We start from the raw sequence: 21,695 nt of genomic DNA on the forward strand, positions 1-21,695 counted from the left end.
CCCCTCTTGCGCGCCGGCCCCGCTCACAATAACGTACAACCACATGGTTGTACGTTCTTCCCTCCCCGACGCCGAACTCGATCGGCTCTTTCGTGCCCTGGCCGACGCCACGAGGCGCGACATCGTGGCACGCCTGCTCTCCGATGAGCCGGCGAGCGTCACGGCGCTCGCGTCGCACTACGACATGTCGTTCGCCGCGGTGCAGAAGCACGTCGCCGTGCTCGAGGAGGCCGGTCTCGTCACCAAGCACCCGCAGGGGCGCGAGCGCATCGTGCGCGGCAACCCCGAACGACTGGCCCAGGCGCGCGCGCTGCTCACGCAACTCGAACAGCACTGGGTGTCCCGCGTGCGCCAGCTCGACGCCATTCTCGCCGAACCACATCCACCGAAGGAGTAGCCATGCCGATCACCGAGGTCACCTCGAACCCGCACGACCTCACGCTCACCATCGTCGCCGACTTCCCGGTGTCGGTGGAGCGGTTGTGGGACGCCTACGCCGACCCGCGCCAGCTGGAGCGCTTCTGGGGGCCCGAGCAGTGGCCGGCGACCTTCCTGCGGCACGACATGGCCGTGGGTGGCCGTTCGCAGTACTTCATGACGGGGCCTGCCGGAGAGATCGCGTACGGCTGGTTCCGTTTCGTCGCCATCGAGCCGCTACGGCGCATCGAGGTGGAGGACGGCTTCGGCGATCCGGCAGGAGACCCTAACCCGGCGATGCCGACGATGCGCATCACCTTCCATTTCGAGGGGACGCCCACGGGGGCGCGCTTCCGGAGCGTGACAACCTTCCCCAGCGTCGAGGCGATGGAGCAGCTGGTGCAGATGGGGATGATGGAGGGGATGCGGTCGGCGATGGGGCAGATCGACGCCGTGCTGGCAGACCTCGCGTCGTTCGCCGCAAGCCGCGGGACCGAATCGCAGCTGCTCAGCGATACGCAGGTGCGCGTGAGCCGCGTCATTCGCGGGAGCGCGGCGCAGGTGTGGCGCGCGCATCACGAGCCGGCGCTCATGCAGCGCTGGCTGCTCGGTCCGGACGGATGGACGATGCCGGTGTGCGAGGTGGCCACCGAGGTCGGCCAGCGCTATCGCTATGAGTGGGCCAACACCGCTGGCTCGCAGCGCTTCGGCTTCGAGGGCGAGCTGCTGGAGTCGGCGGCGCCATACCGGGCGGTGACGACCGAACAGATGATCGGCACCGACGGCCCGGCCACGCGCAACGAGTTGACGCTCACCCCCGTGCAGGGCGGGACGCTGATGAGCCTCCTGATCACGTATCCGAACAAGGAATTGCGCGACATGATCCTGGGGACGGGGATGACCACGGGCATGGAGGCGAGCTATGTGCGCCTCGAGCGCGAGGTACTCGGCGCTCCGCACGCTGTGACTGGTTAGGCTTCATCGCACCGAGGGTCGACGGAGCCCAGCCGGCGCACGGCGGAGGCGCGGAGCGAAGCATGCGGGTGGTGCCCATTCAATGGCGCACCACCCGCGTGGTTCGTCAGGGACGACGGCGCTCGCGCCAGACGCCGAACAACACAGCGTACCCCAGAGCCGCGACCGCCGCGGAGAGCAGGGAGCCAAAGATCGTGAGGCCGAGTGAGGTGACGCCGGCGCCAAGGGGGAAGTTGCGCCCGGGCTGCTCCGCCGAGTAGACGACGGTGACGCGCTCTCCGCGCCGCAGCTGCGACCAGAGCCGCTGCGACACCCCGCGCTGCGACGCGACCTCCCGCCCCGATGGGAGGGCGAGGGTGTATTCGACGATGTAGTCGGTCTCACCGTCGGCCGCACGTGACACGTGCGAGTCGGTGACGAGGCCCACGGCACGCGGCCCGGAGCGCTCGAGTCGGCTGTCGGTGAGGTATGCCCCCCAACTCCCGACAGCGCCCACCGATCCGACCAGCGCCAGCAGGACGCAGACGGCGATGGCGAAACGACTGGGCGGCTGGTGGGACACGGGGCGACGAGCGTTGGCGTGGGACCGAGCCGCGTCTCGGCGCGGTGCGGGCGTGGCTGCAAGAGGAGACGCGCGAGGGCGCCAACCGCATCATCGCCGCCGTCGCCGGCGCGCGTGCCAGGCGGCAGCGAGAGCACCCACTCGCCTCGGGATCGACGAGCCCCCGGGCGGCGCCATCGTTTCTCCCGACGCGAGCGCCGCCCGGGATCGCTACGTTTCGCGCATGACCGCCGTTGCCCCTGACGCCTCCCCGACAACCGCCTCGCTCGACGACGTCGCCCGCAAACGGATCCTCACGGTCCTCTTTGTCGGCGTCTTCATGGCCGCCCTCGATGCCGCCGTCGTCGCCCCGGCCGTTCCCGCCCTCCGCGCCGCCTTTGGCGTCGACAATCGGCAGATCGGCCTCGTCACCATCGTCTTCAGCCTTGGTTCGCTCACGGCGACGGCGCTGATGGCAGCGCTGAGCGACCGCTTCGGCCGCCGGGCCATCTACCTGCTCGACGTGGCCGGCTTCGCGTTAGGCTCGGCGATCATCGCGACGGCGCCGAGCTTTGGCGTCCTCCTGGTCGGGCGCGCCATCCAGGGGCTGAGCGCCGGCGGGATCACGCCGACGGCGAGTGCGGTGGTGGGCGACCTCTTTCCCAGCGAGCAGCGCGGGCGCGTCCTGGGGCTCATCGGCGCGACATTCGGGATGGCCTTCCTTTTCGGCCCCGTCATCGCCTCGGTCCTGCTGGTGGTGGCGAGCTGGCCGTGGATCTTCCTCCTCAACCTCCCCATCGCCGTGGTGGTCTTCGTGATGGGGGCGCGAGCGCTGCCCACGGCGCGGGCGTTCGAGACGCTCCCACCCTTCGACTACGCCGGGATCACCGTCCTTGCCGTGATGCTCGCCGCCCTCACGCTGGGCATCAACCGCGCGCTCGACATGGCGCTGGGGGTGACGCTGTGGCCCGGGCTCCTCGCGCTCGCGGTGATCGGCGTCCCCACGCTCATCGCCGTCGAGCGGCGCGCGGCAGTCCCCATCGTCCCACTCTCGCTCTTCGCCACCCGCCAGCTGCGGACGACGTGGATCCTCTGCACGGGGGCCGGCTTCGGGATGGGGAGCGTGATCTTCATCTCGTCGGTCGCGGTGGCCGCGTTAGGTACGCCGAGCAAGAAGGCCGGGCTCCTCCTCCTCCCGCTCGTCCTCGCCTCGTCGGTCGCCTCCGCGGGATTCGGGCGCGTGCAGCACCAGCTGGGCGGGCGCCTGGTCATGCGCATCGGCTTCGCCTTGCTGGCCGCGGGGTCCGGGCTCATTGCCGTGCTCTCGTCGCAGCTCTGGCTCTTCATGACGGCGACCCTCCTCATCGGCGCCGGCGTCGGCGTCGTCGTCGGCGGGACGTTGCGCACCATCGTCCTCGACGAAGTCGACGCGCGTCAGCGCGGCTCGGCCTCCGCACTGGTCAACATCGGGATCGCCATCGGCAACCTCATGGTGGTGGCGACGCTGAGCGCGCTCGCCGATCGCGCCGGTGGCGGGATGGCGGGGTTGCGCGCGGCCTACGGCTTTGCCGCCGCGGTGCAGCTGGCGATGATGGGGGTGAGCTGGCTGCTGCGGGAGCAGGTACCCGCTAGCGCAGCGCCTCCACGATCGGCGTAGCCCCCCCCGCCATCACGATCCCGATCGGGATCACGAGCATCAGGGCCAGGGCGACGATGCCGCCGCGCGTGACGGGGTGCACGCGCCCGAGCGCGCGACGGTCATGGACCACCATCGCCACGGCACAGACGACCACCAGGAGCACGGCGCCGGTCAGGGGGCCCACGCCAAGCTGCTTGCCCAGCCTGGTGAAGGCCGGCGTGAAGTTGCTGAGGCTCGCCAGCAACAAGGCACGCGCATGCGTCTCGCGCTGACGTCGTTTCCAGACCGCGAGACCCAGCATGGCCGTGAAGAACGGCAGGCGAAGCACATTGACCATGACGACGAAGCTCACCTCGATGGCCGTGAGACCGATCGCCAGGCCACGAGGCACGGAGCGCAGGATCACGACCGGCGTGGTGGCAATGGTGAGGACCGCGATCGCGACGGTTGCCCAGCCGAGCCACCGGTGCCACGACACACGACGCGAGTGGACCAGCGCCGCCTGTGCCGCCAACGCCGCGAACCAGGCGGTCTGCCCGACCCCGTGCCCCACCAGCCACCACGGGAGTTCAGGCCCGCCGAAGGCCTCGCGCAGGAAGAACGTCGGCGCGAAGCCGGCGAACACCACGACCAGCATCACGAGTGCAGCCGCGAGGTAGAATCGGTCACGCGCGCGCGCCGGAACCGTCGGTCGGGCCTGCGCAACGGGGTGCGGAGTCATGGTCGCCGTCACGGGGTCTCCGGTGTGGTGGTGATGGTCGTCTGGGTGCGCCGGGCAGCGGCGGGGCGATCTCCCGACGCGAGATATTCGACGATCGCGTCGGCGGCGCGCGAGGCACCGTCGACGCCCGTATAGAGCGATTGCACGTGGCGGGCGGCGACTCGGAACGACGGCTCCCCACAGACGCGCTGCAGCGCGGCGCCGAGCGTCGCCTCTGTCGTCTGCCGTTCGCCGAGTGCGATCGCCATCCCGTGGCGCACGCCAAGGGCGGCGTTGAGTTCCTGCTCCGGGTGCATTGGAAAGGCGACGAACGGCGTCCCCGCGCACATCGCGGTCTGCACGCTCCCCTGCCCTCCCATGATCACGGCGACATCGACGTGCGGCATCACCTCGTGGCTTGGGAGGATGTCAGCCACGGCAACATCGTCGCCCTCGAGTTCCTCCAGCCCGTGCACCGTCGCAGCGACGATCGCCCGAAGCCCTGCGGCACGCACGCCCGCGACCGCCAGGCGCACGAACGCCGGGGTGCTCGAGGTGAGGGCGACGTAGGCGGTGGGGCGCGCTCCGTCCATGAACGATCGTACCCGCGCCGGAATCGGGCCCGTGAGCCGTGCGTGCATCGGTCCCACGTATCGCAGGCGCGTGGAGCGGCGATACGCGGGACGTCCGTTCGGCGACCAGGCCTCGAGGTCGGCGGCAGGTATCCCCAGGACCTCCGGCACGTCGGTCACCAGGGTGAGGTCGCCGACCATCATTGCCGCGAGCGAGGGAACACGCTCGACCCGGAGCTCGTCGGCCACCAGGTTCAGGAAGTCGGTGGCCTTGGTGAGGCGCGGCGGCGCCGCATTGACCATCCACCGCTGGATGACGCCCGGGATCCAGTCCAGCTGCGGCGCCGGCGACTGCGTCGGTGCTGGCATAAGCCCGCGCTCGAAGACCGGCGGGACGAACGAGCCACCATGTGATGTCGCGAGCGGGATCCCCGCCAGTCGCGACGAGAGATACGCGCTGAGCGTGAAGCCGATGACCACCATCTCGGCGCCACACGCGGCGAGGAAGTCCGCCTCGGCACGCACGCTCTCGCGCAGCTCGTGGGCCGGCTGCAGCGGCGTGGCCGGGTGTCCGAGTCGTCGGATACCCTCGATGAACGCGCGGCAGCGCGCGTCATCCATCGCAGGCGCGAGGCGCGTGTAGGGTTCTCCGGCCTCGTCCAGCACGCGCGTGTAGGGTCCGCCGTGCGTAGCCATGGCCACCGCTGGCCGCGCGCGCGCAAGGCCCGCGCGATGGCTAACATGCGCGTGGTCTCGGAGAGAAAACCGCAGTGCGGGAACAACGCGATCATCGGTGCGCGAGCTGGCGGACGGCGAGCGGCTGCGCTAGAATAATGTAATATATTACATATGTCCAGCATCCGTCAGAATGTCCAACTCGGGCTAGCCGACCCGGACGCGCCCGACGCGCAGCGCGTCCTGCTCTTTCGGCTCCTGGTGGCCAACGCGCACGAGGTGCGCACCCGCATGGACCGGCTGCTGGCCGAAAGCGGGCTGACGACGCAGCAGGCCATGCTGCTGCAGGTCCTGCAGGGGCAGGAGGAACCACCCACGCTCACGCAGTTCGCCGCCCTCCTGGGGATGAGTCACCAGAACCTCAAGCAGATCGCGGCGGTGCTGGTGCGAAAGGGACTCGTGGAGATCCGCCCGGACCCTGCCGATGCGCGCGTGCGACGTTTGCACCTGACCGCGCGTCATCGGCGGCTGTGGAAGCAACGGGATCCCGGCGACCACGCGGAGGTGGCCGGGTGGAGCGGCGCACTGAGCGACCGCGAGGTGCGCGCCACGGTGAAGTCGCTCGGCGCGCTGTACGAGTCGCTCGTCGCGGCACGGGAGGAGGAGCGGGACGCCTGAGGCCAGCGCCGGTGTGCGGCAACGCCGCCTGGCAGGTGACCTTTTCGGCCGAGGATGTCGCCGCTACCCCGCGAACCCTCGCGCCTCGAGCGCCGCCACGACACTCGCCCGCGCCATGCTCTCCGGCGATTCACTCCACTGGTTGAACGACTCGGGGCGCGTGGCGCCGGCGTCAACGAGCAGGTGCACGATCGCGGGATAGTCCTCGTCATTGCCGCGTTCGCAGAAGCGCGAGCCGTGCGCGCACCAGGCGATGGGGGAGCTGCCATACCGGGAATCGCGCTGGTTCACGGGTGCGCCGGCCTCGAGGAGGACGCGGACCATCTCCACTGAGCCGTTCCACGCGGCCCAGTGTAGCGGCGTCCCTCCCCACTCCCCCTCCTGCGTGAGCGGCCAGCCGAGGGAGACCATGAGACGCACCGTGTCGACGTCGCCACGTACGAGCGCGAGCCCCAGTGCGTCGCGTTCGCCCGGGCCTAACGACGCCAGTATCCCGGGGTTGCCGGCGACCACGGCGCGGGCCGTCGCGTCGTCGCCGGACGCGCACGCGCCTAACAAGCGATCGACCGGGGTCAGCGTCGTGTCGGCACCGACGGAGGCGAGGTACGCTGCCCCGCCCGTGTTGCCGACTCGAACGGCGAGCTGGTAGGCGCTCGCGCCATCGTCACGACGGAGGTCGACTCGCGCGCCGTGTTCGACGAGCGCGCGCAGCACCGCCTCGCCATGCCCCACGGCTGCGGCGCGATGCAACGGCGTTTCGCCGGCTTGGGGCTGGCCTGCACGTCCCGCATGGCTCGGCACATTCGGATCCGCGCCGTGCTCGAGCAACCACGCCAGGCCACGCATCGCCTTGGGCGCGATGCGATTGTCCGGCGTGTGCGCGGCGAGGAAGTGCAGTGGCGTGTTGCCGTGCCCATCGGGGCCGCGGTGCACGTCGGCGCCAAAGGCGAGGAGCAGCTCGAGGCATTCCCGGTGATCGTGCTGCGCCGCGTGATACAGGCTCTCGCCGTCAGTGGGGTCGGCACCGTGCTCGAGCAGGAGGCGCGCGACCGCCACGTTTCCCCGCACACACGGGAAGTACAGCGCCGGGATGGAGTCCGATACATCAGGGAGCGGCGCCGACGCGTTGGCATCGGCCCCGGCATCGAGCAGCGCGCGCACCGTCGCCAGCTGCTCTTCCTCACTTACGCCCAGCGCGCGCTTGAGGTCGTCATGGACCGCGTAGAGCAGCGGTTCCACATCGTCGCCCGGCAGGCGCTGCCTGGCGCGCGAGCGGTCGGCCTCGAGGAGCGCCCGCACCGCGGCCGGGTCGCCAATCGCTGCGGCGGTGTGGATGCCGTACCGCGCAATCGCCGGCGTGGCCTCGAGCATCGCCTTCGCGGCGGCGGCATCGTCGGCGCGCAGCGCGGCGAGGAACCGAGCCGCCAGCGCATCGATGGACTCGCGCGCCTGCCCGTCGCCAGCAGCCGGTGCCTTCGGTCCGCTCATGGCACCACGCCTGGCCTCAGCACCTGCACTTCGATGCTGCTGCTGCGATGGACGGTCTGCGTCGCCTTGCGGAAGTCCTTGTCGTCGGCCTTGAAGATGTTGGGAACGTAGGTCTGCGGGTTCCGATCAAAGACGGGGAACATCGAGCTTTGCACCTGGACCATGATGCGGTGCCCCTTCTTGAAGGTGTGGAGCACGTCCTGCAGCGTCAGCGGGATGGTCGTCGTGGCGCCTGGGGCCATCGGCTTGGGCTTGTCGAAGCCGTCGCGCCAGCGCCCGCGCATGATCTCGCTGCGCACCATGGCCTGGTACCCGGCCATGTGGATGTTCTTGTTCGGCATGTGGGGATGATCGGGGGCATCCGCGGGGAAGACATCGACCAGCTTCACGATGAAGTCCGCATCCGTGCCAGTCGAGGCGACCTTGAGCTTGATGCGAATCTCGCCGCCGAGGGTGACGTCCTCGGTGAGCGGCTCGGTCTCGTAGGTGAGCACGTCGGGGCGCGTGCTGAAGCAGCGCTGGTCGTCGCTCATGTACTGGTACATCGTGAACCCCTCGATGCTCGTCCCCACGCATCGTCCCGGCACCGGCTTGTGGGGATCGCTGACGTACGCGTCGCTCCCCGTGCCGGGCTTGCCATCGAGCTGCAGCTTTCCGCCGGCGCGCAGGGCGAGCGAACTCCATTGCGCGTTGGTGGCGGGCCACCGGTCGAAGCGCTCCCACTGCTTCTTCCCGGTGTCGAACATGTAGGCCTCGGGGAGCCCCGTCTTGCCGTCGCCGGCCCCCTTGAGGAAGTGCTGGAAGAACGGGGTCTCGACATCCCGCTGGTACTTGGTCTCGAGCGAGTCGCCGAAGTAGTGGTCGCCGTGCATGGTGTGGGTGACCCCTGCGCCGACCAGCCGCCGTGCTGGAAGGGGCCCATGACGAGCGTGTTGTAGACCCCGGGATTCTTCTTCTCGATGGTCTTGTAGACGGTGAGCGGTCCGTAGAGGTCCTCGGCGTCGTACCATCCCCCCACCGTCATCACCGCCGTCTGCACCTTGCTCAGGTGCGGCGCGATGGCGCGCGCCTTCCAATGGTCGTCGTAGTTGGGGTGCGCGACGAGCTCCTGCCAGAAGTAGTTGTCCTTGTAGTACTTCTCGGTGGTGTGCTTGAGGGCGCCCAGGCGCAACTGGAAGTCGTAGTCGTTGGCGCGCCCCTCGGTGATCATGCTGGGCCCGAACCACGCCTGTGACGTGGGGGCTGTCGGGTCGACGCCAAAGACCGGATAGGTGTAGAAGTAGCCCTGCGTCAGCGCACCGTTGTGGTGGAAGTCCTCGAAGTAGAAGTCGGTGACCGGCGCCTGCGGCGAGGCCGCCTTGAGCGCCGGGTGGCGCGAGAGAATCCCCGCCGTGGTGAAGAAGCCGGGATAGGAGATCCCCCACTGTCCGATGCGCCCGTTGTTGTGGGACACGTTCTTCAGCAGCCACTCGATCGTGTCATACGTATCGGTGGCCTCATCGACCTGCGTCGGCCCGCTGGGGTTGTCGATGATCGGCCGGACGTTCATCCACTTCCCTTCGCTCATGAAACGGCCGCGCACATCCTGGTAGACCACGATGTACTTGTCGCGCATCATGAAGCGATTGGGCCCCAGCGATGCCGGGTACTCGTCGGCGCCATACGGTGCGATCGAGTAGCAGGTCCGCTGCATGATCATCGGGTAGGTCCGCCCCGGCGCGGCATCCCGGGGGACGTAGACGATGGTGTGCAACTTGACGCCATCGCGCATGGCGATGTCGTGAATCTGCTTCGTATAGTTTGCCTTGATGTACGACCGGTCGTCGTCCTGAGCGCGGAGCGGCACAGCGAAGAGGGCGAACGCGAGCGCGATCACCTGGAACAGCGCACCGGAGAGGCGCATGGCAGATCGGAGTGAGTGGTGACGAGCACGGGACGGAATGTGCCACGTCCCACCCTCAATCTGTCGGGAACGAGGTGCGTCGCAAGCATCACGTCCCTCGCCAGGGATGTCTGCGCGGCCCGCGGCCGCGCCGGCCGGGGGGGGGGAGGGCGGCCCGGCGCGGGCCCCGGGGCCCCCGGCCCCCCCCGCGCCCCCGCGCCGCGGGGGTCCGCGGCCGGGGCCGCCCCCCCGGCCCCGGAGAGGGCGGGGGGCCCCCCCCGGGGCGGCCGGGGCCCCCGGCCGGGGCCCCCGGGGGCCCCGGCGCCCCCCCCCCCGGCCCCCCCCCCCCCGGGACCTCTCGGCGTCGCTCCAGCGCCGCCAGCGTCTCCGTTGGGCGCCACGCGCTGGTCCGCGCCGCGCCACCGCGGTTCGGCCGTCTCCCGGCCCGCCTGGCCAGCGGCGGGTTGCGCCCTCTTGGCCACCACGTCGGGCCCAGGCCCCACGCCGACGATTCCGGCCGGGGGCGGAACACGTCCCGCGCGATCGCTGGCCGCGCCTCGATGCGGACTTCTTGCCACCTCTTCCCCTCGTTCCGGGATGCGACCCTCCGCGACTCACCACGCTGGTCACCTCGACGATCTCCAAGGCCTTGAGGAGGCTGGCCGGGCGCGGTGGCGACGGCCGAGGCGCGCGCTCAGGGCGCCTTGGCGGGGGGGGGGGGGGCGGGGGGGGGGGGGGGGGGGTGGGGGGGGGGGGGGGGGGGGGGGGGGGGGGGGGGGGGGGGGGGGGGCGGGGGGGGCGGGCGGTGGGGGGGGGGGTGGCGGGGGGGGGGGGTCCGTCTGGGGCGTCGCCGAGCACCGACCGCCGAGCACCCTGCGATGCGGACGGGGGACGCGAGCGCGGCCGAGCCACCGCGCGCGGCGAGCGTGCCTCCACGGCGCGAGAGTCGGTGGCCCCGGGCGCTCGGGCGCTGGCGCGATTCTGCAGTTCCTTCGGGGTTGGCTGTGCTGGCTGCGCTGGCGGGCACCGCCGGACACCGGATCGACCAAGCCTGGCAGGCGAGGGCAGGCCGCACGGCCAACCTGCCCCTAGTACCGTTGCGGAAGATCAGCCATGGCGCGGAAGCCCATCGGCAGCCTCGGAACACAGGAGCGCCGGCGTGCGGCCATCGCGCGGCGCTCGAGCCGGAACGAAGGGCGGCGCGTCGCCACCCCCCCCCGCGCCCAGACGCCGGGCGGCACCCCCACGATGCGCCGGAAGAAGCGCGTGAAGTGCGCCTGGTCGCTGAAGCCGGTGGAGAAGGCGGTATCGCTGATTGGGCGCCCCAGGCGCAACAGCTCCTGTGCGCGCGCAATGCGCAGGTTGGTGAGATAGCGATACGGCGGCATGCCGAAGGCACGCGAGAAGCTGCGGATGAGCGCGAAAGTGCTCGTACCCGCGATCGCCGCAAGCTCCTCGAGACGGATGGGGCGCGCGTAGCAGGCGTCGAGGTATTCGCGCACCGCCCAGACGGTGTCGGACTCGCCCGCGTATTCATCGTGGGGCGTGCTGTCGCCAAACTCCGCGAAGATGGCTCGTACGAAGCGCGCGAAGCGCGTCTCGACTCGCGCACTTTCCGGATCGTCACCCAGTCGGTGGCAGATGCTCGTCAGCTCGGCGGCGAGGACCGGGGCATGCCCCACCACGCCGCCCAGGCGCACGCCCGCGCCGTGCGCGGGGAGCCACGACTCGAGGCTCGCACGCGAGACGTAAACGGCGCAGTAGTCCCACGTCTCGCCCCCCACCTGATCGGCCGAGTGCGGCTCGTCGGGGTTGAAGAGCACCAGGTCGCCGGGGCGCGCGGTGTGCGCGACGCCGCGGTGCCAGATGGTGCACGCGCCCACGCGCACGGCGCCTAACGCGAAGACGGGATGGCTGTGCGGGGCGAAGCGGTGCCCGGCAAAGCGCACGTCGAGATACTCGACCTCGCCGAGCCGGTGGGAGACGCCGTATCGGGCGCGGGGGACGCGTCGGTCTGGTGTCGCGGGGGCAGGCGCCGTCACGTGCTTCACTCCACCGGGGGGTGTCGCAGACTACGGGGGTGCATCCCCCGAAGTTCTGACACTCGGCGCGATCGATGGGTTCGCTCGCACCGCGCGGGGGCGACGCGCAACAACGTCCTATCGTTCGCCAACGAACGACCCGTACGGTTCGGCATGCCTACCCTCTCCCGAGTTGCCCTCGCGCTGGCGGCCACGCTCTGTCCGCTCGCCGGCGTGCGCGCCCAGCCTCCCGTCCAGGGCGCGGCGCCGCGCCCTGCCTACACCGGCCCCGGCTTCGTGCGCACCGAAGTGGCCCCCGGCGTGCACGCCTTCGTCTTCGACAACCCGCTCGGCGACGCCGCCAACGTCGACGGGACCGCGGTCGCGATCATCAACGAAACGGACGTGGTGGTGGTCGACGCGCAGTGGACGCCGGCCACCGCGCGCCGAGTCATCGCCGAGTTGCGCACGCTGACCCGCAAGCCGGTGCGCTACGTCATCACGACGCACTGGCATGGCGACCACTGGTTCGGCAACCAGGCGTACGCCGAGGCGTATCCCGGCGTGGAGTTCGTCGCGCACACCAACACGGCGATCGACCTCGAGACGGGTGAGATCGCGGACCTGGAGAAGTCGAAGGGAGAGGCCATCGACGGAGCGATTCGTGGACTCGAGCAGGCGCTTTCGTCGGGCAAGCGGCGCAGCGGCCAGCCACTCACGCCCGCCGACCGCGATCGCCTCACGCGCCAGATCGACGCGTTTCGCTGGGCGCTCCCCGCCTTTGCCGAGATCCGTCCCGTGCGTCCGACCGTCACCATAGCCGACTCGCTCGTCCTGCATCGTGGCGCGCGCACCATCGTCGTGCGCTACCTCGGTCGTGGCAACACGCGCGGCGACCTCTCCGTCTGGCTCCCTAACGAGCGCGTGCTCGTGACCGGCGACCTGCTGGTGCACCCGGCCCCGTACGCGTTCGGCTCGTTCCTGGGCGACTGGGTCGCGACGCTCGGCGCGCTGCGTGCGCTGCCCGCAGCGGTGATCGTCCCGGGGCACGGGGCCATCCAGCGCGACTGGCGCTACCTCGACCTGCTGGTCGAGCTCCTGGAGTCGACCCGCGCGCAGGCGCGCGACGCCGTGGCCAAGGGGCTCGACCTCGAGGCGACACGGCGGGCGGTGGATCTTGCCGCGTTCAGGGAGCGATTCGCGCAGGGCGACGAGGCAGTCGGGCGCGCCTTCGACGCGTTCTTCATCGCACCGGCGGTCGAACGCGCCTGGCGCGAGGCGCGCGGCGAACTCGCGCGGTAGTCGGACGATGTGTGCGCGCCGAGGGTCCGTTGCACCGCGGAGAGCGCCTCGCCCGCAGGTCCGGGCCGTTGCGCGTCGGCGAAGGCAGCGGCGACGGCGGGATCGGTGACGTAGTTGGCGAAGGCAAAGCGCTGCAGCGCCGAGGTGCCAGCGAAGCGGTCGCGATGCGCGGTAAGGTCGACCGCACGACGCACGGCGGCGAGCGTGTCGCCGCGCGCGACGGCACGAGCCACCTGTGCCACGATGTCGCGCAGCATCGCCTCGATGTCGGCGAGCTTCGCGTCGTCGTGCAGGATGGGGCCGTGCCCGGGGACGATCGTCGTCGCGCGCAGGGCGCGCAGTTTCGTCACCGCCTCAGCGAAGGCGGCGGGGTGCGAGGTCGAGCCGACCAGCGGGACCGGAAGCACCACCAGGTCGCCGGAGGCGACGATGCGCTCGTTAGGGAGATGCACCACGAGATCGCCGGCGCTGTGTCCGCCCCCCAGGTGCAAGAGCTCGATGACGCGCGCCCCTTGCCGCAGCTCGAACCGGTCGTCGACGATGATGGTGGCGGGAACGGTCACGAGCTGCGCCGCGTCGGCCAGGTAGCGCGTGCCGAGCAGGGAGTCGGAGGCGAAGCCGGCGCGTTCCTCGTCGGTGATGGGGGCGCCCGCCGGCCCCTTGCCGCTGGCGAGCAGGCGCCGGAAGAAACCGATCGTGCCGGGGAGCGACTGGACGAAGTCGGCGCGCTTGGCCGCCCCTGCATGGACCATCGTGTCGCGCGTGGCGCGGTGCGCGATGAACTCCACACCAGGGAAGGCGTCGCGATAGACCTGGTTCCCGGTGATGTGGTCGTCGTGCGGGTGCGTGTTGATCACGTAGCGCACCGGCTTGTTGGTCAGGCGGCGCAGCGCGGCGAGGGTGGCGCGCGTGGAGGCGAGCGAGAACTGCGCGTCGACCACGATGACGTCGCGCTCGCCGATGATGAAGAGGTTGTTGGGTTCGAAGAAGAGGCTGGGGGGCTCGCGCCGGATGGTTGCGTAGACGCCGTCGGCGAGCTTCTCGACGGTGAAGCCGTTGGAGGTCGCCGGCGACTGTGCGATCGCAGCGGACGAGGCGAGCAGCGCCAGCAGCGACAAGGCGAGCGGGGTGCGCATGCGCATGAAGCGAGGATGGAGAAGGTGCCGCGACGGTCGAGCACCGGCGCGCACGTTGCGTCTGATCGAAGCGTAGCCCCACGCGCGTGGTGTGGATTGAACGGGATTGCGCGCGCGGCTTATGGTCGTGGCCCATGGCAGGGATGCCGCACCGCGTCGACCGTCGCGGTGCGCGCCACGACCGGGTCACTCACCCGTGACTGGCGTCGCCTGAACCCTCATCGTAAGATCCCGCCGCTCGGATCGCCCTTCCGGGCACTCCCGTCCTTTCCCCTCCGTCCGAATACGCCATGACCATTTCGCCCGCCGTGATGAATGCGACCAACCTGGGCTGCTCGCTCACCTGCCGCGACGTCGGCGCATCGATAAGCTGGTACCGCGACGCCGTCGGATTCGGCGTGGAAGGGACCTTCGAGCACGAAGGCAAGGTCGTCGCCGCCGTGATCGTCGCGGGTGACTGCCGCATCGTGCTCAACCAGGATGATGGCAAGCTCGGATGGGACCGGATCAAGGGGCAGGGCTTCTACCTGCAGATCAACGTCGCGACCCCGGCCGATGTCGACGCGGCCGCGGCGCGGATCAAGGCGACGGATGGGCGCTCCTGAGTGAGCCGGAAGATCGTTACTGGGGGGCGCGCATGTTCCAGTTCAACGACCCGGATGGCTTCAAGCTCGGCGTCTCCACGCCAATCTCGGTGTAGGGCAGGGTCCAGCGGCGGGCCATCTCGACGTCCGAGGTGGCCCGCCGCCGCATCACGGCACGAAGCGGCGCTCCTGATCCATCAACTGACGCGCGAAGTACGTGTACTCGAGCGCCGTCGTGTGCGCCTGCTGCTCGATGTTGGCCCCCGAGCCGTGCCCCCCCTCGATCACTTCGTAGAAGAAGTACGGCAGTCCCATCGCCGCCATCTTCGCCGCGAACTTGCGCGCGTGTTGCGGCCCCACGCGGTCGTCCTTGGTCGTCGTCCAGATGAGCGGCGTCGGGTACTTCACGCCGGGCTTGAGGTTGTGATACGGCGAGATCTTCGCCAGGAAGGCGCGCTCCTCGGGGACCGAGACGCTCCCGTACTCCCCCACCCACGACGCCCCGGCCTGGATCTGCTCGAAGCGCAGCATGTCGAGGAGCGGGACCTGGATGTCGACCGCGTTCCAGAGATCGGGGCGCTGTGTGAGCTGGACGCCCATCAGCAATCCGCCGTTGGAGCCGCCCTGGATTCCCAGACGGCGCGGTGACGTCACCTTGCGCGCGATCAACTCCTCGGCCACCGCCTGGAAGTCGTCGTAGATCACCTGGCGCTTGGTCTTGAGCCCCGCATCGTGCCACGCCGGGCCAAACTCGCCGCCGCCGCGGATGTTGGCGACGACGAAGACCCCGCCCTGCTCCACCCAGAGCTTGCCGGCATCCTCGTTGTAGGCCGGCGTCATCGAGGCTTCGAAGCCGCCGTAGGCGTAGATGATCGTCGGGTTGTTCCCGTCCAGCGCCATCCCCTTCGGGTGCACCATGAAGTACGGGATCTTCGTCCCGTCCTTCGACGTTGCCTCACGCTGCTCGACGACACTCTTCGACGCGTCGAAGCGGGGGGCGAGCGACTTGAGCGTTCGCGCGGTCGCCGTTGCGGCATCGGCGAGCCAGATGCTGCTCGGCGTCAGGTAGCCCGTGACGCTGATCAGCGCCCGCTCGCCGCCGGCGTCGGTCCCCATGGTGCGCGTCGAGACGTTGTCGGGGAGCGCGACCGAGGTGTGTGTCCACTGTCCCCCTGCGCCGCGGGTGAAGGCGAGGACGCGCCCCCGCACGTTCTGCATGACGTCGATGAGGAGTCGGCGTCGCGTGGCCGTGACCCCTTCCACCGCCTCGCGGGGACCCGGGGCGTAGACGAGCGTTGGCGCGAGTGCGGACGGCGTCTTCGCCGCGACGGCGAGGTCGAAGGCCGCGACGGCGCCGCTCGGGATCGTCGCGGTCCCGGTCGTCCACTCCGTGGAGAGACGGACGATCGCCGACCCGTCGATCACCTCGACGATGCTCGCCTTGAGGGGGATCGCGAGCTTCACGACGTCAGCCCCTCTCACCAGATAGTGCTCGGCCTCAAAGGTCGAGAGCGGACGATCGATGAACGAGGTGCGGCGCCCCCTGGCGTCGACGAGGGTGAAGGGGGTAACGCCGTAGCCGCCGTCACTGGCGCTCCCACGATAGATCTCGACCGCCTGCTCGAGCGACTGCCCACGCGCGAGGCGCCTGACGATGAAGGGATACCCCGACGTCGTGAGCTCCCCCGCCTGCATCTCACGGGCGAAGAGGATCGTGTCGCGACCCGCCCAGGCAACACGCAGTTTGGCGCGCGGGAGGGTGAAGCCGTTCGGGACGAAGCTGCGCGACTTGAGGTCGAACTCGCGGACCGTCACCGCGTCCTCGCCTCCGTCGGAGAGCGAGATCAGGCAACGATCCTCGCCGGGCTGCACACAGTCGGCGCCGTGCCAGACCCAGTTCGCCTTCTCCGCCGTGGCGAGCGCGTCGAGGTCGAGCACGGTCGTCCATTGCGGCGAGGCCGTGCGGTAGGAGGCGAGCGTCGTGCGCCGCCAGATCCCGCGCACGTGCGTCTCGTCGCGCCAGAAGTTGTAGAGCTGTCCCCCCAGGAACTCGACGTAGGGGAGCCGGTCCTTCGCGCTCGCCATCGTGACCGCGGCCTTGAGGATCGAGGCGTAGCGCGGGTCCTTCTCCAGGACCGCGGCGGTCTTCTCGTTTTCCTGCTTGACCCACGCCATGGCGCGCGCGCCGGTCATCTCCTCGAGGAAGAGATTGGGGTCGGCGGTGTCCGGCGGGGTCGACTGCTGCGCGACGGCGTTCGCCGGGAGGGCGAGGGCGCAGGTGAGGAGGGCGGCGGAGAGTCGCATGGTGGCGGGAGTTTGGGGGTGCGGTCTTGCCGAGGCAAACGTGGCGCCCGACGTCCGATCGCGCGCTGTCGTGTCAGCGCGCCACCACCCGAAGGCGCTGCACCCCCAGCACGCGCGCATCCGCCAACGGCCCCACGCGCATCTCGAGTTGCAGCTCGCCCGGCTCGTCGCCGGTGACTTCCAGGTCCGCAGTCTCGCCGATCGAGAGGAGCTGCGCGAACGCACGCGACTCGACGAGCGACGCAGGAATCGCCGCCCCGTCCTTGGCCACCAATCGCCAGGGGACGATCGTGTCGCCTCGCTTGAGGCGCAGGCGCACTCCGGAGCGTCGCAACGTCATGTTGATGAGGCGCAGTCTCGCGGTCTCACCGACACGCACGGTAATCGGCGCCGGTGCCTCGGCGGCGTTGAAGTAGACGCGCCGCGCCGCCTCGTCCTGGCTGGCGGGTGATGTGATGACGATGGGATGGTCGCGCGTCGCATCGAACGGCACGTCGGGCTCGCGCACGATCAGCGCGCCGGCGAGTCCCGCCAACTGCTGGCGCTCCTCGTCGTGATGCGTGTGGTAGATGAACGTCCCGGCGCGCGGCGGGGTGAAGCGCACGACGAACGAGTCGCCAGGCGCAATGAGCGGTGTCACGCGTCGCCCGGCCCCGCTGAAGCCGGGGACGCCATCGTAGTAGCTCTCCAGCTCGATGCCGTGCCAGTGCACCGCCGTCGGCTCCGACAGGCGATTGACGACGGTGATGCGTACCGGCTGGCCGCGCACGACCACCAACGGAGGCGCGGCGACGCGACCGGAGTCGGGGGCCGGCTCCGTTCCTCCCTCGTGGATGGCGTAGCCGAACAGCGGAGCGTTAGGCGCGCTCCCCGCATTCTCCCGCACGAGGAGCCGCAGCGAACGACGACCGGCATCGGCCGCTGCGTCGTTGCCGGCGGCGATCGCCGGCGCGTCGCCGCGCCGCTTCACCGCCACCCCCAGCACCAGCCCGCTCATTCCTGACTGTGCGTGCGACGCGGTCGTGGCGTGCGCGGCGTGCGCCCCCGCCGTGTCGCGCGGGAGCCCGAGGGCGGCGCGCGGGCCGAAGTGCTCGGGGATGTGACAGTGAAAGAGCCAGTTGCCGGCGTGCTCTGGGACCCACGTCATGGCGTACGTCGCCCCCATGTTCATCGCCTCGGTCACGGCGCTCTGCGCGCGGTCGGCGGTGAAGTGGGTGTCGGTGGTCCCATCGCCGCGCGACGTCACCTTGAAGTAGAAACCGTGCAGGTGCATGGGGTGCAGGTCGCCCGACGCGTTGATCAAGCGCCACCGCACCGAGTCGCCCACGGTGGCAGTGAGGCGCTCGCTGTTGGGCCACGAACGTCCGTCGACCACCCCCGGCACCCGATGCCGCGGGACGAACGAGCCGGCGACGGTGTCGGTCCACATGCCGAGGACGAAGATGCCGTCGTTAGGCACGGCGCCGCGCGGGTCGACGACGATGGCCCCGGTGAGCTGGGCATCGAGTCCGGTACGGAAGGCGAGCACCCGGCGCGTCGTCGTCCCCCAGTAGTAGAACGTCCCCGGCGTCTCGAGCCGAAAGCGCAGCTCACGCAACTCGCCGGGGGCGAGGGTGATGGTGGCCGAATCGGCGGCGGTGGCGATGGGGCGCTGGTGCAGCCCCTGCACGCGCAGCGAGTCGCCGCCGAGCGCGTTGCGCATCGTCAACAGCACGGTCGTCCCCACCGGGACACGGACCAGCGGCCCCGGGACGCTCGGCGCGCGCCCTTCCTCGGCGAAGGCCGGGATCGACACGCCGGGAGCGTCCTCAGCGTCGGGGTGCCACTGCCCGGCTCGCGCCACCAGCGACAGGCGCAGCGTGTCGCGCCGGAGTGTCCCCGCTGGACGGCGGTTGTCGTTAGGTGTGACGCGCGCCTCGCGGATCGTGCGCCCTGGCGCCTGCCGCCGGGCGACGGCACGGGGCGCGCGCGTGGTGGCCGGCTGGGCTGGCGCGGACTGCGGCACGACCGACAGCCCGAACACGGTGGCGATTGAGAGTCCGACAAGGATCGAGGACAACGCGTCACGCCCGTTTGGGAGAGGGGGAGCATGATCGCACCACGTACGAGATGGCACAACGCCTCCCCCCCGGATAGCGTATTCATCCATGCGCCCACGCCAACGCCCACGCCCGCTCCCCACGTCCGGCCTCCATCACGCCGTGCTCACGTTCCGTCGCTCCCTCGTCGCGGCCGCCGTCGTCGCCAGCGCCGTGCTCGGCGCCTCTCCCTCCACCGCCCACGCCCAGCATAGCGGGCACAGCGGCCACATCACCGTCCCCGCCGGCGCCCCCTACACGGTGGCAGACGTGGAGTTCATGCAGGGGATGATCGCCCACCACGCACAGGCGATCTACATGTCGCGCATGGCGGAGTCGCACAAGGCCAACCCGCGCGTTCAACGACTCGCGATCAAGATCGACCAGTCGCAGGTGGCCGAGATCCGCATCATGCAGGAGTGGCTGCGCTCCAACGACCAGATGGCTCCCGATACGTCGTCGTGGCGCACGATGACGATGGCGGGGATGCTCACGACCGAACAGCTCGCTGAGCTCGACGCCGCCACGGGCACCGCCTTCGACCGACTGTTCCTCACCTTCATGATCCAGCATCACGAAGGGGCGCTGCAGATGGTGAAGGAGCTCTTCGCGACGCCGCGCGCCGGCCAGGAGGTGGACGTGAACGTCTTCGCCAACGACGTCGTGACGGTGCAGACCGCCGAGATCGGGGCGATGCGGCAACTGCTTGCCCAACTGCCAGAGAAGTAGCTCCTCCGCTGTCCCCTCCTCCACTACCCGGAGTCCTGCCCGATGCCTAACGCTCGACGGGCGCTCGCGCTGGCCGCGACGCTCCTCCTCCCGTCGCTCGTCCTCACTGCCCTTCCCACGCTCGCGTCGGCACAGACCTACCCGAGCAAGACCGACCCGCGTAACAACCTCAAGCCGGGCAAGACCGATGCCGGGGTGGCGGCGAAGCACATGCGCCTCGTCTCCAACACGCCCAAGCCGGCGGGGTTCGACTCGACGCGCGGGCTCACCTTCGTCAACTCCGACCTGGCCTTCGGCGACAAGTACGTCTACCAGGGGAACTTTGCCGGCTTCACCATCTGGGACGTGAGCAACCCGGGCAAGCCGACGCTGGTCTCCTCGGTGCAGTGCATCACGTCACAGGGTGATCCGTCGATTTACGGCAACCTGCTCTTCATCTCCGCGGAAGGGGGCGGCAATCGCAACGACTGCGCCAAGGGCGGGGTGAGCGATCCCAAGGATCACATGGCGGGCGTGCGCATCTACGACGTGGCCGACCCGGCGCACCCGCGATTGGTAAAGAACGTGCAGACGTGCAAGGGGTCGCACACGCACACGCTGCTGCCTCACTCCAAGGACAAAAACATCCTCTACATCTATGTCTCCGGGAGTCAGGGGGCGCGCCCCGCGACCGAGGTCGCCGGCTGCAAAGAAGGGGACGATCCGGCCGACGAGAGCAACTCGCTCTTTCGCCTGGACGTGATCAAGGTCGACCTGCGCGCGCCGGAGAAGGCTGAGGTGGTGACAGGGGCCCGCATCTTCACCGGGCTCGACGCGGCGCCGCGCGCCGCGGGGCGTCCGCAGCGTGGGCGTCCGGCCGCCGCCGGCGCACCCACCACGCCGCCACCGGCTCCCACGGGACCGCGCAACTGCCACGACGTCACCGCGTATCCGGCGGCCAAGCTGCTGGCCGGGGCCTGCGGGAGCTACGGGTTGCTGGTCGACGTGTCCAATCCGGAAAAGCCGGTGCGACTCGACGCGCGCGCCGACACGAACTTCTCGCTCTGGCACACGGCCGTCTTCAGCAACGACGGCAAGAAGGTCGTCTTCACCGACGAGTGGGGCGGCGGCACGTCGCCGATGTGCCAGGCCAACTCGATGATGGAGATGGGCGGCAACACCATCCTCACCATCGACGGCAAGAAGAAGTACACGCAGCACGCCTACTTCAAGATTCCCACGGCGCAGGCGGCGGAGGAGAACTGCGTGTCGCACAACGGCGGGCTGATTCCGGTGCCGGGGCGCGACATCATGGTGCAGGGCTGGTACCAGGGGGGCGTAAGCGTGATGGAGTTCAGCGACCCCAGCAACCCGAAGGAGCTGGCCTTCTTTGACCGCGGGGCGATCGACAACCCGCCGGGGGTCGACGTTCCGGTGACGCCGGCACCGGCGGGCGGCCGTGGCAACCGCGGCACCATCGGCGGCTCGTGGGGGGCTTACTACTGGAACGGGATGATCTACTCGTCGGAGATGGATCGCGGCTTCGACATTCTCGAGTTGGAGCCCAGCGACCAGCTGTCGAAGAACGAAATCGAGGCGGCCAAGCTCGTGCGCTTCACGCAGTACAACCCGCAGAGCCAGCCGCGCATCGAGTGGCCCGCCGCCTTCCCGGTGGTGCGGTCATACCTGGACCAGTTGGTGCGTGGCAAGGGGTTGGCTGCGGAGCGTACCTCGGAGATTGCCCGCGCGATCGACGCCGCCGAGCAGAAGGACGGCAAGGGGCGTCGCGATGCGCTGAATGCGCTGGCCCGACAGGTCGACAAGGACGTCGCGGGGGCGAAGGACGCCGATCGCGTGCGTGCGATGTCGGCGGCGATCAAGGCGCTGGCGAAGGCAACCAGGTAAGGCGACGGCGACGATGATCAGCACGCGCCGACTGCGCCGAACGGCACTCACGTTTGTCTCGGTTCCCCTGCTGGCCCTCGCATTCGGGGG

The 21,695-nt window shown here is 70.1% G+C and carries 15 protein-coding genes and 1 pseudogene; 7 read left to right on the forward strand and 9 right to left on the reverse strand.

Annotation, left to right across the window (positions count from 1 at the left end):
- Window positions 1-43: 43 nt before the first annotated feature.
- Window positions 44-397, forward strand: coding sequence for a winged helix-turn-helix transcriptional regulator (locus IPN47_15690; protein ID MBK9409457.1), 354 nt, complete (start codon window positions 44-46; stop codon window positions 395-397).
- Between the two features lie 2 nt (window positions 398-399).
- The gene (locus IPN47_15695; protein ID MBK9409458.1) at window positions 400-1,392 is read left to right on the forward strand and encodes an SRPBCC domain-containing protein; all 993 of its coding nucleotides are present in this window, start codon (window positions 400-402) and stop codon (window positions 1,390-1,392) included.
- Window positions 1,393-1,498: 106 nt separating this feature from the next.
- On the opposite strand, the gene IPN47_15700 is transcribed toward IPN47_15695, so the two are convergent.
- A complete protein-coding gene (locus tag IPN47_15700; GenBank protein MBK9409459.1) occupies window positions 1,499-1,954 on the reverse strand; it encodes a DUF3592 domain-containing protein in 456 nt (151 codons plus the stop codon).
- A 223-nt stretch (window positions 1,955-2,177) separates the two neighbouring features.
- Here IPN47_15700 and IPN47_15705 point away from each other — a divergent pair, with 223 nt between their 5' ends.
- Window positions 2,178-3,590 (forward strand): MFS transporter, encoded by a 1,413-nt coding sequence (locus IPN47_15705; GenBank protein ID MBK9409460.1) that lies wholly within the window; start codon window positions 2,178-2,180, stop codon window positions 3,588-3,590.
- On the opposite strand, the gene IPN47_15710 is transcribed toward IPN47_15705, so the two are convergent.
- A complete protein-coding gene (locus IPN47_15710; protein ID MBK9409461.1) occupies window positions 3,562-4,293 on the reverse strand; it encodes a hypothetical protein in 732 nt (243 codons plus the stop codon). The genes IPN47_15705 and IPN47_15710 overlap by 29 nt on opposite strands.
- Window positions 4,294-4,301: 8 nt before the next feature.
- On the reverse strand, window positions 4,302-5,540 hold the full coding sequence (locus IPN47_15715) for a hypothetical protein (GenBank protein ID MBK9409462.1): 1,239 nt from the start codon (window positions 5,538-5,540) through the stop codon (window positions 4,302-4,304).
- Window positions 5,541-5,693: 153 nt separating this feature from the next.
- Here IPN47_15715 and IPN47_15720 point away from each other — a divergent pair, with 153 nt between their 5' ends.
- Entirely contained in the window at window positions 5,694-6,197 is a 504-nt protein-coding gene (locus IPN47_15720) for a MarR family transcriptional regulator (protein ID MBK9409463.1), read from the forward strand.
- Between the two features lie 63 nt (window positions 6,198-6,260).
- Here the strand turns inward: IPN47_15720 and IPN47_15725 are convergent, their stop codons facing one another.
- The 4 genes and pseudogenes from IPN47_15725 to IPN47_15740 form a co-directional block, all read right to left on the reverse strand.
- Window positions 6,261-7,685, reverse strand: a complete 1,425-nt coding sequence (locus IPN47_15725; protein ID MBK9409464.1) for an ankyrin repeat domain-containing protein — start codon at window positions 7,683-7,685, stop codon at window positions 6,261-6,263.
- Window positions 7,682-9,588, reverse strand: a pseudogene (locus IPN47_15730) (CocE/NonD family hydrolase). Before IPN47_15730 ends, IPN47_15725 begins: the two are co-directional and overlap by 4 nt.
- A 1,067-nt stretch (window positions 9,589-10,655) precedes the next feature.
- Entirely contained in the window at window positions 10,656-11,609 is a 954-nt protein-coding gene (locus tag IPN47_15735; protein ID MBK9409465.1) for an AraC family transcriptional regulator, read from the reverse strand.
- Between the two features lie 1,052 nt (window positions 11,610-12,661).
- Entirely contained in the window at window positions 12,662-14,026 is a 1,365-nt protein-coding gene (locus tag IPN47_15740) for an MBL fold metallo-hydrolase (protein MBK9409466.1), read from the reverse strand.
- 290 nt (window positions 14,027-14,316) lie between these two features.
- Between IPN47_15740 and IPN47_15745 the strand changes: the two genes are divergently transcribed.
- On the forward strand, window positions 14,317-14,631 hold the full coding sequence (locus tag IPN47_15745) for a hypothetical protein (protein MBK9409467.1): 315 nt from the start codon (window positions 14,317-14,319) through the stop codon (window positions 14,629-14,631).
- A gap of 147 nt (window positions 14,632-14,778) precedes the next feature.
- On the opposite strand, the gene IPN47_15750 is transcribed toward IPN47_15745, so the two are convergent.
- Window positions 14,779-16,914 (reverse strand): S9 family peptidase, encoded by a 2,136-nt coding sequence (locus IPN47_15750; protein ID MBK9409468.1) that lies wholly within the window; start codon window positions 16,912-16,914, stop codon window positions 14,779-14,781.
- A 73-nt stretch (window positions 16,915-16,987) separates the two neighbouring features.
- Window positions 16,988-18,973 (reverse strand): multicopper oxidase domain-containing protein, encoded by a 1,986-nt coding sequence (locus tag IPN47_15755; protein MBK9409469.1) that lies wholly within the window; start codon window positions 18,971-18,973, stop codon window positions 16,988-16,990.
- A gap of 142 nt (window positions 18,974-19,115) precedes the next feature.
- Between IPN47_15755 and IPN47_15760 the strand changes: the two genes are divergently transcribed.
- On the forward strand, window positions 19,116-19,721 hold the full coding sequence (locus IPN47_15760) for a DUF305 domain-containing protein (protein ID MBK9409470.1): 606 nt from the start codon (window positions 19,116-19,118) through the stop codon (window positions 19,719-19,721).
- A gap of 42 nt (window positions 19,722-19,763) precedes the next feature.
- Window positions 19,764-21,605, forward strand: coding sequence for a hypothetical protein (locus tag IPN47_15765; protein ID MBK9409471.1), 1,842 nt, complete (start codon window positions 19,764-19,766; stop codon window positions 21,603-21,605).
- Window positions 21,606-21,695 lie beyond the last annotated feature (90 nt).

This window comes from Gemmatimonadota bacterium (assembly GCA_016719105.1).
Lineage (GTDB): Bacteria > Gemmatimonadota > Gemmatimonadetes > Gemmatimonadales > Gemmatimonadaceae > SCN-70-22.

Bases quoted from the DNA above. Each gene is read 5' to 3' on its own strand.
- IPN47_15725 (MBK9409464.1), bottom strand. From the start codon at position 7,685: ATGAGCGGACCGAAGGCACCGGCTGCTGGCGACGGGCAGGCGCGCGAG.
- IPN47_15695 (MBK9409458.1), top strand. From the start codon at position 400: ATGCCGATCACCGAGGTCACCTCGAACCCGCACGACCTCACGCTCACC.
- IPN47_15715 (MBK9409462.1), bottom strand. From the start codon at position 5,540: ATGGCTACGCACGGCGGACCCTACACGCGCGTGCTGGACGAGGCCGGA.
- IPN47_15745 (MBK9409467.1), top strand. From the start codon at position 14,317: ATGACCATTTCGCCCGCCGTGATGAATGCGACCAACCTGGGCTGCTCG.
- IPN47_15740 (MBK9409466.1), bottom strand. From the start codon at position 14,026: ATGCGCACCCCGCTCGCCTTGTCGCTGCTGGCGCTGCTCGCCTCGTCC.
- IPN47_15705 (MBK9409460.1), top strand. From the start codon at position 2,178: ATGACCGCCGTTGCCCCTGACGCCTCCCCGACAACCGCCTCGCTCGAC.
- IPN47_15750 (MBK9409468.1), bottom strand. From the start codon at position 16,914: ATGCGACTCTCCGCCGCCCTCCTCACCTGCGCCCTCGCCCTCCCGGCG.
- IPN47_15720 (MBK9409463.1), top strand. From the start codon at position 5,694: ATGTCCAGCATCCGTCAGAATGTCCAACTCGGGCTAGCCGACCCGGAC.
- IPN47_15765 (MBK9409471.1), top strand. From the start codon at position 19,764: ATGCCTAACGCTCGACGGGCGCTCGCGCTGGCCGCGACGCTCCTCCTC.
- IPN47_15690 (MBK9409457.1), top strand. From the start codon at position 44: ATGGTTGTACGTTCTTCCCTCCCCGACGCCGAACTCGATCGGCTCTTT.
- IPN47_15710 (MBK9409461.1), bottom strand. From the start codon at position 4,293: ATGACTCCGCACCCCGTTGCGCAGGCCCGACCGACGGTTCCGGCGCGC.